Source organism: Cryobacterium sp. TMT4-31 (genome assembly GCF_004403385.1).
GTDB classification, from domain to species: domain Bacteria; phylum Actinomycetota; class Actinomycetes; order Actinomycetales; family Microbacteriaceae; genus Cryobacterium; species Cryobacterium zongtaii.
In genome coordinates this window covers 61612-74316 of record NZ_SOGI01000063.1, presented here as the reverse complement: position 1 = coordinate 74316, position 12705 = coordinate 61612, and the positions used below count along the sequence as shown (strand labels likewise).

The following is a 12705-nucleotide window of genomic DNA, read 5'->3' as shown; positions in this document are numbered from 1 at the left end:
CGGCCCGGCCTACGCGTCCAGGTACTTCTGGTAGAACTTGCGCAGCTCGTTGCCACCGTTGGACTTCCAGGTCTCGATCGCGCCGTCCAGGGCCGAGAGTTCCTTGCGCCCGTTGGCCACGTCGGCCTTGAGGTCGTCGAAGGGCTTGCCCAGCGAACCGAACTTGGCCGGTTCCTGGATCTGCACCCCGTAGAGCACCGGGTCGGCCGCGAAGGCACTCATCCGGGCGCTCCAGTTGCAGTAGTCGGTCACGAACTGCGGGTACTCCACGTGCGCCTGCACGACCGGCGGGTGCACCAGGAACGAGTAGGTCGAGGTGACCTCGGCCTGGCCCTTGGCGTTGAGCACCGGGGCGCCGTTCGCGTCCAGGTCGTAGTGGGTGCCCTGAACCCCGGAGTTGAGGAGCTGGTACTCCGCGGTGCCGAACGGTGCCGCGATGAAGTCGGCCACGGCGAGCATCTCCTTGATGGCCTTTTCGTCGGCCTTCTTGTTGATGAAGCTGAAGATGTTGGTGGGGCTGCCCTTGTACAGGGTGGGGTCGCCGCCGTCGGCCGCGAAGAAGTCCATGGCCTGGGTGTTGTAACGCGGGTTGGACGGCAGCACCCTGGCGAGGGACTCGGCCCAGCCGCCCACGCCGTCGCTCTTGACCAGTGTGTTCCCGGCCTCGTAGCGACTGTTGGCCTGCTGGTCATTGCCGGCCATGGCGTCCGGGTGCACCGCACCGGACTTGAACAGGCGGGTCAGCCAGTCCAGGGCCTCGCGGTACTGGTCGGTCTCGAACTTGTGCACCAGCTTGCCGTCGGCGACGGTCCACTTGTCTGGCACGCCGAACATGATCTGACCGGCGTTCCACAGGTCATCGGCACCCCAGCGGTTCTTGGACGCATCCGTCGCCTCGGTGAGGATGGTGATGAAGCTCTCGGCGTCGGTGGGCAGCGGCAGGCCGAGCTCGTCGAAGATGTCCTTGCGGTAGAAGAACGCGTTCTGGATGACCTCACCCGGGTACGGAAGCCCGAAGAGCTTGCCTTGGAAGACCGAGTACTTCCACGAGTCGGTCGGAATGTTGGCCAGGTTGGGGTAGTCCTTCACCTTGTCGCCGGCGAGATAGGGGCTGAGGTCGGCGAACAGGGAGGTGACGGCCTGGTCGAATTTGGGCGGCAGGTTCCAGGACGGGATGACCACCATGTCCGGCACGTTGTTCGGCGAGGCGAGCACGGCCTGGATCTTTTCGCCGTAGGTGTTGCCGTCGGAGACCTGGAACTTGATCGTCGCGCCCAGTTCCTTGTTCACGGCCTTGAAGTAGTCGTTGTTCGAGCTGGGGATGGTCCACCAGGCCGGGGAGAGCGCGGTGTACGACCCGCCGGCGCCCGGTACCTTCGCCACGGACTTGCGCAGCGTGGTGGGCAGCTTCAGGTAGCCGGCGGTGGAGCCGTTGACGCTGACCAGGTCCGGGACCGCGAAGTCCACCGGATAGTAGTTCGGGATGACGCCGGCGATGTCCTCGGCGCTGAACAAGCCGCCCGACGTGCTGGCCGTTCCTGTGCTGCAGCCGGCGAGAGTGGCTGCGGCCGCTCCGGCACCTACGAAGCCCAGGAAGGACCTCCGGTTCAGCGGCTTCTTGGCGAATGCTCTCAGATCAGAACTGGCCGTTTGGATGCTCATGCTGCCTCACTTCTTCGTAAGTTGCTGTTCTTGCCGAGGCCTGGAAAAGCAAGATTTGCCCCCAAGTCCAACTCCCTGCGGAAGCGCTTCGACAATCGGGAGTGTACAGGGAGGAATTACGCGGAGGCAACCACAAATCGTGAATTGTGACCTAGACTCGGCATGTCGACGTAGTTTTCGCGACAACTGTCGAAACGCTTCGACGGTCACCGAACCAGGAAGAACTTGATGACGCACGGCACCGACGCCGCAACGGCACACCACCTACTCGACCAGCTCACCGTCGAGGAGAAGCTCAGCCTGCTGCATCAGGCCAATCCCGCCATCGAGCGCCTGGGGCTGGACGCCTTCTCCACCGGCACCGAGGGCCTGCACGGCCTGTCCTGGCTCGGCGAGGCCACGCTGTTCCCGCAGCCGGTCGGCCTCGCCGCCTCTTGGGACCTGGACCTGGTGCGTCGGGTAGGCGAAGCCGTGGGCATCGAGGTGCGGGGCAAGCACGCCGACTCCCCCGCGGTGAGCCTGAACGTGTGGGCGCCGGTGGTGAACCCGCTGCGGCATCCGCTCTGGGGCCGCAACGAGGAGGGCTACTCCGAGGACTCCTGGCTGACCGGTCTGCTCGGCTGCGCCTACTCGTGGGGCCTGCGCGGGAACGATCCCGTGCGCTGGCGCACGGTGCCCACCCTCAAGCACTTCCTCGGCTACAACAACGAGGTCGACCGCTCCACGACCAATTCGCAGCTGCGCCAGCGAGTGCTGCACGAGTATGAGCTGCCGGCCTACCGCCCGGCCATCGAAGAGGGCGCCGCCGGCGCCGCGATGCTCTCCTACAACCTGGTGAACGGCCACCCGGCGCACGTCTCCGACCTCGTCGCGGCACACCTGCGCACCTGGGTGGCCGACAGTGCCGACCTGTTCATCGTCAGCGACGCCGCCGCCCCCACCAACCTCTTCGTGTCCGAGGAGTTCTTCGACGGACCCGTGGCCGCTCACGCCGCCGCGTTGATCGCCGGCGTCGACAGCTTCACCGACAACGACACCAACACCGAACCCACGGTCTCGGCCATACGCCAAGCCCTCGCTGAGGGACTCATCGGCATCGAGCACGTGGATGCCGCGGTGCTGCGCCTGCTCACGGCCCGCGCCCGCACCGGCGAATTCGACACCGAACCGCATCAATACGCCGGCATCACCGCCGACGTGATCGGCTCACCCGCCCACCTGGCCCTGGCGAGGGAGGCAGCCGCGGCCGGTACCGTGCTGCTGAAGAACGACCCTGTCGCCGGCACCCCGGTGCTGCCGCTGGCCCCGGCGTCCCGGGTCGCCCTCCTCGGGCCGCTCGCCGACCGGGTCCTGGCCGATTGGTACAGCGGCAGTCTGATCGCCCCGGTGAGCCTCACAGATGGGCTGGCCACGGCGCTGGCCGCCACCGGCGGTGGCGTCACCGTCGCCAGCGGCAGCGACCTGATCGCGCTCCGCGACCCGCGCACCGGCCGCTACCTCACCTCCGGCGGACCCGACGGCGGGCGTCTGCACGCCGCGAGCGACACCGTCGGCGACGCGCAGACCTTTGAACTGACCGAGTGGGGTCATGGCCACGTCACCCTGCGGAACACCGCAACCGACCGCCTCGTCACCCGCGGCGCGCACGGCTATCTTGAGGACACCGCCACCCGGGTGGGCGGCTGGGTCGCCCAGGAAGACCTGCGCCTGCTCCGCCACGACGACGGCAGCGTGTCGCTGCAGCACCGCGGCTCCGGCCTCTGGCTGCACGCCGACCTCGGCAACGGCGCCATCCTGGCCCAGCCGGCCTCCGAGGCCACGGCCGACAGATTCGGCCTCCGGGTGCTGCGCTCCGGGCTCGCCCACGCCGCCCATGTGGCCGCCGAGGCCGACACCGTGATCGTCACCGTCGGCAACGACCCGCACCTGGGCGGCCGCGAGACCGAGGACCGTCCGGCCCTCGCGCTGCCGGAGCACCAGGCCGAACTTGTCGGCGCGGCCGCCGATGCCAATGCGCACCTGGCGCTGCTGGTGATCTCCTCCTACCCGTTCGCCCTCGGCGGGGCACTCGAGAAGGCCCCGGCCATCCTGTGGTCGTCGCACGCCGGCGAAGCGCTCGGCCACGGCCTCGCCGACGTGCTCACCGGCGCGGTGGAGCCCACCGGGCGTCTCGCACAGACCTGGTGGTCCGGCGAGTCCGACCTCGCCGACGTGCTCGACTACGACATCATCACCAGCGCCAGTACCTACCTCTATTCCTCGGCAACACCCGACTTCGCCTTCGGCCACGGGCTCGGTTACGCCAGGGCATCCGTGTCGGCCGCCACGCTGTCCGCCAGCCGGGTTCGGTGGACCGACGAGACCGGACTGACTCCGGTCACCGTGACCGTCGGAGTGATCGGCGACCCCGGCGACGCGCAGCCCGCGGGGCCGGCCGTTGCCACCGTGCAGCTCTACGTCGCGGCGAACGCGCACCGGCTGCCGTTCCCCCGCCGCCGCCTGGCCGGCTTCGGTCGGGTGAGCGTCGCGGCCGGCGGTGCCGCAGAGCTGACCATCGCCCTCGACCCTGCCGCGTTGATGGTCTGGGACGTGACCACCCAACGCCTCATCGTGGAAACCGGCGACTACGAGATGCTCGTCGGCCGCTCGGCCGAGAGCATCGACCACCGGCTGCTGTTGCACGTCGACGGTGTCTCCGTCGCACCCCGCAACCCTGTCGCCGGGTTCGGCGCCGATTCCTTCGACCACACCGGGCACAGCGACACCGTGCGGAGCGAGCTGGTGGCGTACACACCGCTGGCCGGCACCGCCGTGGCGGTGGCCGCCGATGCGCGGCGCGCCCGCCTGGTCTACCTGACGGTGGACCTGGCCGCCCTGGCCGGGGTGCTCGCGGTCGAGGCCCGCGGCACCGGCCGGATCGACCTGGAGAGCCGCCGCGATGGACTGTGGTCACCGCTCGGCAGCGCCGAGGTCGGTACGCTCGACTGGAAGACCGTGTCGATTCGTCTCGAGGGTGCGGGCACCAACGCCGCACCGGCCGACCTTCGGGTCACTCTGTCGCGGGGGGTGCAGCTCGCGTTCCTCGGCGGGCCGCACATCGCGCTTTCCTAGATTCGCCGCATCCATTCACCATCAGCATCACCGACTAGACGGGACATCATGCTCAGCAATCTGACCGGATGGCACTTCATCATCATCCTCTTCGTCGTTCTCCTGCTCTTCGGCGCACCCAAACTGCCCGCACTGGCGCGCAGCATGGGCCAGTCGATGAAGATCCTCAAGACCGAGCTGGCGCCCACCGACGCCGCCGTGCCCGACGAGAAGCCGGCCACCGCCCCCGCCGCAACGACGCTCGACAAGCCCAAGCCCTAACCCCCGTCCCGGTCACGAGAGGGTGCCGTCGGGTGCCCTGAAGAGACGGATGCCAGTGGTGGGCACAACGACCTCGTGCCGGCGGCCGCGGTAGCCGACGAGCCTGGCGCCCGCGAAGCGCTCCGCGCGGGCGCGCAGTGTCACGCTCACCAGGGTTCCGTCGGACCAGGTCAGGTCGACGAGCACGCCGCCCCGGGCGGCCAGCCCGGTCACCCGACCCTCGGGCATTGACGCGGGCAGCGCCGGCAGCAGCTCGAGGGTGCCGGTGTGCGACTGCAGTAGCAGCTCGCAGACCGCGGCGACAAAGCCCAGGTTGCCGTCGATCTGGAACGGCGGATGCGCGGCGAAGAAGTTGGGGTACAGCCCGCCGGCATGGGGACCGGCGTCGTCGCGGGCCGGCCGCAGCACCAGCTCGAGCAGGTCGTCGACCTTGGTGGGCTGGTGCAGCCTGGCGCGTAGGCACAGTTTCCAGGCCAGCGACCAGCCGGTGGAGTCGTCACCGCGGCGGTCGAGGGTGGCCGACGCCGCCCGGGCGTGCTCGGCACTCAGACCGTCGCCGGGGTACAGCCCCACCAGGTGCGAGACGTGCCGGTGCTGCGGGTCGGTTTCGAGGCGCTCCCGGTCCCACTCGAACAGGGTGCCGTCGCTGCCGATTCGGGGGCCGGGGATGCGCACCAGCGCGGCCGCCGCCTCGGCGAGGATCGGGTCGTCGCCCTGCCCGCTGTCGGCGGCGAGGCCGGGCAGCAGCGCGAACAGTTCGCGCAGCAGGGTGCGGTCCATGGTCGACCCGGTGCCGGCCGCGACCGGCCGGCCGTTCTGCAGGAACTGGTTCTCTGGCGACGTGGAGGGCCGGGTGGTCAGGCTGCCGCCGGGCAGTTCCACCAGGAAGTCGAGGCAGAACCGGGCGGCCCCGGCCGCGAGGCGCCACAGCCGGGCTAGCTGGTCGGGCGTGGCGGTGCCGAACCGGCGCACCTCGTCGAGCTGCCGCACCAACCAGACCCCGGCCATCGGCCACTGCGCCCAGGAGGCGTCGCCGGTGACCGGCGAGCTGAACGCCCATCCGTCGGAGTTGTGGTGCGCAACCCAGCCCCGGCAGCCGTAGAGCCGGTCGGCGGTGTTCGCGCCCCGCTCGGCGAGGGCCTCCACAAAGGTGAGCAGGGGCTCAGCGGTCTCGCCGAGCCGGGCCACGTGGGCGCCCCAGTAGTTCATTTGGGTGTTGATGTTGAGGGTGTAGTTGCTGCTCCACGGCGGCTGCATGGAGTCGTTCCAGAGGCCCTGCAGGGTGGCGGGCAACCCGCCAGGTCGGGAGGACGCTATCAAGAGGTAGCGGCCGTAGTCGAAGAGGAGCGACAACAGGCCGGGATCGGTCAGCGCGGCCGGGCGGGGGTCGATGGCGGCGCGGTCGAGCCGGTCGGGAGCGGTCCAGCCGTCGGCACCGGCCGGCCCGGGCAGGTCCAGGCTGACCCTGTCGAACAGGGCCGTGTAGTCCAGCCGGTGCCGGGCGGCGAGGTCGTCGACGGATGCCCCGGCGACAGCGCCCAGGCGGGCCGAGGCGGTGGCGGCGCCATCCGCTGCGGTGCCGGAGGCCGGCCGGCCGGCGGCGGTGAAGGTGGTCTCGGTGGCCGCGCAGACCAGGATCTCCCTGGCACCCTCGATGCGGAGGGCCCCTGACCCGTCGGGTGCGGCGTGACCGTCATGCCGCACAGACACCACGATGGCGCCCTGCAGCGGCTGGATGCCGTCCAGTTCCCAGATGGCGGCGGGCCGGTCGGGCCGGTGCCCCGGCGCCACGTCGGCCGGCAGCTGCAGCCGAAGACTCAGGCCGTCGGTCGTGACCGTGCGGCCGAGTTCGGCGAGCGGGCTGCTGACCGAGACCGTGAAGACCGGGTCGGACAGGGCGGCGTCGGCCACGATGTGGTGCACGAGCACCCCGTCGGGGTGGCTGGCGAAGCTGGTCTGTTCGAGGCCGGCCCCTTGGATGTGGTGGACGGCGTCGGCCAGGTCGAGCCACCGCCTGGTGAGGGCGTGGCCGCCGGGTAGGTCGATCTGCACGGTGCCGAACGGCAGGAAGGCCTGGGTGTACTCGGCGCTCAGCACCGCCAGTTCTGCCTCGGCCTCGGTCGCGCGGTCCTCGGCGAGGTGCGCACGGGCCGCGGCCAGCGCGGCCGCGGCAACCGCCGCATCCACCTGCCCGTGGTGATGTTCGCTGGCCGTCGAGCCCGACCAGGCGGTTTCGTCGTTCAGGTGCAGCCGGGTGCACCTGTCGGTGGCGTCGACCATGGCGCCCAGGCTGCCGTTGCCGAGCGGGAGGGCGTCCAGCCAGCTCCCGCTCTGGTCGGTGTAGGAGAGCACGCTCATCCCTAGAACCGCACCCCGCCGGCGGCCAGGCCGGTTTTCCAGTACCGCTGCAGCGACACGAAGACCACGATGATCGGGATGATCGACACCAGGGAGCCGATCACCACGAGGGTCTGCAGGCCGGGGATGGTGATGGAGGCCTGGCTCCAGCCCGACAGCCCGACGGTGACCGGTTGCAGCCGGGCGTCGCTGAGCACCAGCAGCGGCAGCATGAAGTTGTTCCAGCTGCCGATGAACGCGAACAACAAGATGGTGACGCCGCCGGGGCTGAGCAGTTTGAGGGCGATCGAGAAGAACGCCCGCCACTCGCTGGCACCGTCGAGCCTGGCGGCCTCGAGCAACTCCATCGGCATAGCCGACTGCGCGAAGACGAAGGCGAGCAGCACGCCGAACGGGTAGGCCAGGCTGGGCAGCAAGATGCCCCAGATGGTGTTGTTCAACCCGAGCTCCACCAGCAACAGGTAGGTGGGCTGGGCCAGCACGGTCTGAGGGATGAGCATGCTGCCCAGCACCGCACCGAGCACCATGGTGCGCCCCTTGAAGCGGTACATCGCCAGCGCGTAGCCGGAGATCAGGCAGACGAACGTCATCGCGATCGAGCCGAGCCCCGAGTAGATCATCGAGTTGCCCATCCAGCGCCAGAAGATGCCGTCGTTGTAGGTGCTCAGGTCAACGAGGTTCTCCATCAGGTTGAAGTTCGAGAACACGAAACCCGGGGTGCTGAACAGTTCGGCCGTGCTCTTGGTGGATGCCACGATCAGCCAGTACACCGGCACCAGGAAGTACAGGGTGATCGCGCCCATGAAGATCCAGGCGGCGATGCGGGCGCCCCGACTGGGGCGTTCGCCCTCGGCCAGGACCGAGGGCCGGGAGGAGCCGGCCTTCTGGGCGGCCCGCCGGGAGCGTGCCTCACGCACGGGCGGCGGCGAGGACGTGACTGTGACCTGCGTCATCATGCCTTCCCTTTCTTTCGGTTGGTCATGATGGACACCACGATCGAGAGCACGAAGGTCGCCAGCCCGAGGATGATGGCCATCGCCGAACCGAGGTTGATGTTTCCGCCGAGGGTGGTGGCCGAGAAGATCGCCATGTTCGGCGTGTAACTGCCCGAGATGTTCGAGGTCACCGAGCGCATGGTCATCGGCACGTTGAACAGCTGCAGGGTGCCGATGATCGAGAACAACGTGGTGAGCATCAGGGCCGGGTAGATCATCGGCAGCTTGATCTGCATGGCCATCCGGAATTCGCTGGCCCCGTCGAGGCGGGCGGCCTCGTACATTTCGCGGGGAACCGTCTGCAGGGCGGAGAACAGGATGATCATGTTGACGCCGGTGACCGACCAGACCGCCACGTTGGCGATCGACCAGAGCACGGTGCCCGGGCCGAGGAAGTCCAGCGAGACGCCGAGGTCTGCCAGACCCTCCACGATCGGGCTCACCCGCGGCTGGTACAGGAATCCCCAGATCAGGGCGGCCACGACGGACGGCACCGCATACGGCAGGAACACCGCGAGCTGGAAGAACCGTTTGGCCTTGACCACGGCGGAGTCGAACAGGAGCGCCAGCAGGAGGGAGAGTGCCAGCATGATCGGCACTTGCACGACGCCGAAGAGCAGCACCCGGCCGAAGCTGTCCATGAAGGCCGAGTTGGCGAACGCCTGCACGTAATTGTCGAAGCCGACGAACATCGAGTCGTTGTCGCCGCCGAAGCCGAGGCCGCTGCGTTTGACCTGGAAGAAGCTCGTGTACAGCGCCACCACGATCGGCAGGATCATGAAGACCACAAACGAGAGCATGAAGGGCGCGAGGAAGATATACGGGGCCACCCGCATCCCCCCGCCGGCGCGGGTGCCGCGCCGGCGGGGGGATGCTGCGGGGGCGCCGGGAGGCGCCGTCAGGGTCGAGGAGGTCATTTGACGCTCAGACCGCTGTCCTTGAGGTTGGTCACGGTCAGCGCCTGCACCGCGTCCAGGGCCTCGGCGAAGGTCTGCGCACCCGTGCCGACCTTGGCGAACTCGTCCTTGAGGGCATCCTGGGTGATGTCGTAGTTCGGACCGTCGACCCAGCTGCTCGGCACGTTCTTGGCCGCGTCGATGAAGACCTCGTTGATGACCTGACCGCCGAAGAACTCCTGCTCGGTCAGCATGGCGGGATTGTCGAGACCGGCCAGCGCGGTCGGGAACAGCCCACCCTCCTTGATCAGGATGTCGAGGGATTCGTCCGAGCTGTTCAGCCAGGTGAGGAACTCCACGGCCTGCTCCACGTTTTCGGTTCCGGTGGGAACCACGTCGACGCTACCACCGGTTTCACCGGCGGCATCGCTTCCCGCGAAGGTGGGCGACGGTGCGACCGACCACTTGCCGGTCAGGTCTGCGGCGTTCTCGGCCAGCAGGGCCGGGAACCACGCGGCGTAGTTGATGCTCGCGATGGTGCCCGCGTTGACCTCGGCCCAGTACTCCGGGGTCCACATGTCGACCACCTTGACCAGCTGCTCGTCGACGAGGGTCTGCCAGATGGCGGCGACCTCCTGGCTCTTGTCGTTGTCGACCTCCACGGTCCACGCGTCGCCGTCGATGGTGTTGAAGGTGCCCTCGTTCTGCCAGACCTGCTCGGTCCAGAGGCCGATCTCGTTCGGCGAGAACTGGCCGATGTAGATGTCGGGGTTGGCGGCCTTGAGCGCGCGGGCCGTCTCCAGGTACTCGTCCCAGGTGGTGGGCGCGGCGAGGTTGTACTGGGTGAAGATGTCGGAGCGGTACATCAGACCGGTGGGGCCGGAGTCCTGCGGGATGGCGTAGACGCCGTCGCCGAACTCGACGCCCTTCCAGGAACTGGCGGTGAACGACGCGTCGAGGCCGTCGGTGTACTCACCGATGTCGATCAGCCGGTTGTTGATGATGTGGCCGGGCAGCGAGTGAACGGACATCTGCACGGCATCCGGTGCGGTGCCCGCGTCGATGGCCGGAGGGATCTTCGCGCCGTCGTCGCCGGTCATCCGGAAGAATTCGACCTGGATGTCGGGGTTGGTGTCGTTCCAGGTTTCGACCGCGGTCTCAAGGCCGGGGGCCCAGCCCCAGAATTCGAGGGTGACGGCGCCGGTGTCGGAGCCGGCGGAGGAGGAGCAGCCGGCCAGCAACAGCGCGGACGCTGCCGTGAGGGCGACGGCGGAGCCGAAGGTTCGAAGAGAGCGGTTGAGTGCCATCATTGGCATCCTTTCTGGGTGTGCCACGGGACTGTGGCTGTGCCAGGCGGTTCGACTGCGAACCGCCTGGCTGGGTGACATCAGGGGTGGTGCGGGGCATCCGGCAGGGCATCCTCGCGGAGCACGATCGAGGCGGCGGGGGCCAACTCGATGTCGCCGGAGAGCTGCGCGTCGGTGAGCAGGTCGTAGCCGTTCAGGTCGACCGTGCGGGGACTCTCTCCGTGGTTGAAGACGAAGAGGTAGCTGCGGGTGCCGGCGTAGCGGCGTACGATTTCGACCCCGTCGCCGGCCTGCGGGTGTTCCGGCGTCACGCCGGCCTCCGCGAGGATGCGGCCGATGTGGTCGCCGAGCGCCGCGGCATCCAGCCGGGTGGCCAGGTAGTGCACGGTGCCGGCGCCGAGCCGGTTGCGGGTGATCGCCGGCCCGCCGGCCAGCGGAGCGTGGGTGAAGGTGGCCAGCACCTCGGCGCCGGTGACCTGCAGGTCTTCGGCCCAGGCATCCGCCAGCGACCCGTCGGAGAGCTGCACGGTCTCGCCGGCGGCGAGCGGGTGGTGCTCTTCGACGCGGATGCCCGCCAGCGGGGCAAAGGCGCCGCTGAAGCCGCCGGGGCGCACGCTGAGGTTTTCGTCGGTGGTGCCGGAGAAGAACCAGACCGCCGCGTGACCGCCGGCCGTGACGAAGGCGCGCAGCGTCTCGGCCTCGGCGTCGGAGGCGGCGATCTTGTTCGGCACCAGCACCAGGTCGTAGCCGGAGAGGTCCTGATCGAGCCGCACCACGTCGCAGGAGACGCCCTGCCACCAGAGCGCCCGGTGCACGGCGCGCACGGCGGGCAGGAAGGCGAGGTCGTCGGAGGGCAAGGCGCGCGTCTCGGCGGCCCACCAGGCGATGGAATCCCAGACGATGGCGACCCGGGCGTCGTTCACCCGGCGGCCGTCCGCGGGCGGTTCTGCGATCTCGGCTAACGACGTGAGGGTGTGCCCGAGGGCGACGATCTCGCGGAACACCCGGGTGTCCTCCCCCGCGTGCGGCACCATCGGCGAGTGGAAGAACTCCGCGCCGACCCGCGGCGAACGCCACTGGAAGAACAGGCTGCCGGTGGCGCCCCTGGCCAGGTATTGCAGGGTGTTGCGCTCGAGCCGGCCTGGGTCCTTGGCGAACAGACGCGCGGCGGCGTAGTCGTAGATCAGGCTGGTGGCCTGCTCCATCAGTACCCAGGGTCGGCCCTGGTTGAACGAGCGGGCCACGTCGGCGCCGAACGCCACGTGGGTCTCCCCTTCGATGTCGCGGGCGCTGGGATAGTGGTCGATCGACACCTCGTCGATCTCGGCGGCGAAATCCCACTGGTCGTAGTGGTTCCAGCTGGGCAGCATGAAGTTGGTCGTCACCGGCACGCCGGGGCTCAGCTCGCGGATGACCGCGACCTGCTCGCGCAGCGCGTCGCGGAGAGTGTCGGCGGAGAACCGTTTGAAGTCGAGCAGGTGCGCCGGGTTCGGCAGGTACTGGGTAGCCTGCGGCGCCAGGATGTGCTCGAAGGTGGCGTAGCTCTGCGACCAGAACGCACTGTTCCAGGTGCTGTTCAGCGCGGCCACGGTGCCATAGCGCTCGGCCAGCCACAGCCTGAACGCCCGGTCCGTCTCGGGGCCGTACGAGACCGTGCCGTACTCGTTGTGCACGTGCCACATTCGCAGCGCCGGATGCCGGCCGTACCGTTCGGCGAGCGCGCCGGCGATCCGCCGCGCGGCATCCCGGTACGCCGGGGCGGCCGGGTTGTAGGTGTCCCGGCTGCCGTGCACCAGGCGCACGCCGTCCGCGGTGACCGGCAGGGCCTCCGGGTGGGCAAAGGTGAACCACGGCGGCGGCGACGCGGTGGGGGTGGCGAGCACCACCCCGATCCCGTTGGTGTGCATCAGGTCCATCACCCTGTCGAGCCAGCCGAAGTCGTACCGGCCTTCTTCGGGCTCGAGCGACGACCAGGAGAAGACCCCGACGGTGACCCGGTTGACGTGCGCCTCACGCATCAGGCGCACATCCTCCGCCCACACCGATTCGGGCCACTGCTCGGGGTTGTAGTCGCCGCCGTACACGAACTCGCTCAAGGTATATCCATCCGTACGT

The 12705-nt window shown here is 69.0% G+C and carries 8 protein-coding genes; 2 read left to right on the top strand and 6 right to left on the bottom strand.

Annotated features, from left to right (window positions below; all coding sequences use genetic code 11):
• Positions 1-9: 9 nt before the first annotated feature.
• On the bottom strand, positions 10-1662 hold the full coding sequence (locus tag E3T19_RS14650; RefSeq protein ID WP_134409184.1) for an extracellular solute-binding protein: 1653 nt from the start codon (positions 1660-1662) through the stop codon (positions 10-12).
• 228 nt (positions 1663-1890) lie between these two features.
• On the opposite strand from E3T19_RS14650, the gene E3T19_RS14645 reads away from it, so the two are divergent.
• Together E3T19_RS14645 and E3T19_RS14640 are read left to right on the top strand one after the other, a co-directional pair.
• Entirely contained in the window at positions 1891-4773 is a 2883-nt protein-coding gene (locus tag E3T19_RS14645) for a glycoside hydrolase family 3 C-terminal domain-containing protein (protein WP_134409183.1), read from the top strand.
• Between the two features lie 48 nt (positions 4774-4821).
• Positions 4822-5034, top strand: a complete 213-nt coding sequence (locus E3T19_RS14640; protein WP_103459695.1) for a twin-arginine translocase TatA/TatE family subunit — start codon at positions 4822-4824, stop codon at positions 5032-5034.
• Between the two features lie 12 nt (positions 5035-5046).
• Here the strand turns inward: E3T19_RS14640 and E3T19_RS14635 are convergent, their stop codons facing one another.
• From E3T19_RS14635 to E3T19_RS14615, 5 genes are all read right to left on the bottom strand, one after another.
• A complete protein-coding gene (locus E3T19_RS14635) occupies positions 5047-7392 on the bottom strand; it encodes a glycoside hydrolase N-terminal domain-containing protein (protein ID WP_134409182.1) in 2346 nt (781 codons plus the stop codon).
• A gap of 2 nt (positions 7393-7394) precedes the next feature.
• A complete protein-coding gene (locus E3T19_RS14630; RefSeq protein ID WP_134409181.1) occupies positions 7395-8345 on the bottom strand; it encodes a carbohydrate ABC transporter permease in 951 nt (316 codons plus the stop codon).
• Positions 8345-9304, bottom strand: a complete 960-nt coding sequence (locus E3T19_RS14625) for a carbohydrate ABC transporter permease (RefSeq protein WP_134409180.1) — start codon at positions 9302-9304, stop codon at positions 8345-8347. Before E3T19_RS14625 ends, E3T19_RS14630 begins: the two co-directional genes overlap by 1 nt.
• Positions 9301-10593: an extracellular solute-binding protein gene (locus tag E3T19_RS14620; RefSeq protein WP_166788889.1), complete on the bottom strand. Its 1293-nt coding sequence runs from the start codon at positions 10591-10593 to the stop codon at positions 9301-9303. Before E3T19_RS14620 ends, E3T19_RS14625 begins: the two co-directional genes overlap by 4 nt.
• A 77-nt stretch (positions 10594-10670) precedes the next feature.
• The gene (locus E3T19_RS14615) at positions 10671-12686 is read right to left on the bottom strand and encodes a beta-galactosidase (protein WP_134409178.1); all 2016 of its coding nucleotides are present in this window, start codon (positions 12684-12686) and stop codon (positions 10671-10673) included.
• Positions 12687-12705: the final 19 nt, after the last annotated feature.

Coding starts and splice junctions, on each gene's coding strand:
- E3T19_RS14645 (WP_134409183.1), top strand. CDS start 1,891: ATGACGCACGGCACCGACGCCGCAACGGCACACCACCTACTCGACCAG.
- E3T19_RS14620 (WP_166788889.1), bottom strand. CDS start 10,593: ATGATGGCACTCAACCGCTCTCTTCGAACCTTCGGCTCCGCCGTCGCC.
- E3T19_RS14640 (WP_103459695.1), top strand. CDS start 4,822: ATGCTCAGCAATCTGACCGGATGGCACTTCATCATCATCCTCTTCGTC.
- E3T19_RS14625 (WP_134409180.1), bottom strand. CDS start 9,304: ATGACCTCCTCGACCCTGACGGCGCCTCCCGGCGCCCCCGCAGCATCC.
- E3T19_RS14630 (WP_134409181.1), bottom strand. CDS start 8,345: ATGACGCAGGTCACAGTCACGTCCTCGCCGCCGCCCGTGCGTGAGGCA.
- E3T19_RS14650 (WP_134409184.1), bottom strand. CDS start 1,662: ATGAGCATCCAAACGGCCAGTTCTGATCTGAGAGCATTCGCCAAGAAG.
- E3T19_RS14635 (WP_134409182.1), bottom strand. CDS start 7,392: ATGAGCGTGCTCTCCTACACCGACCAGAGCGGGAGCTGGCTGGACGCC.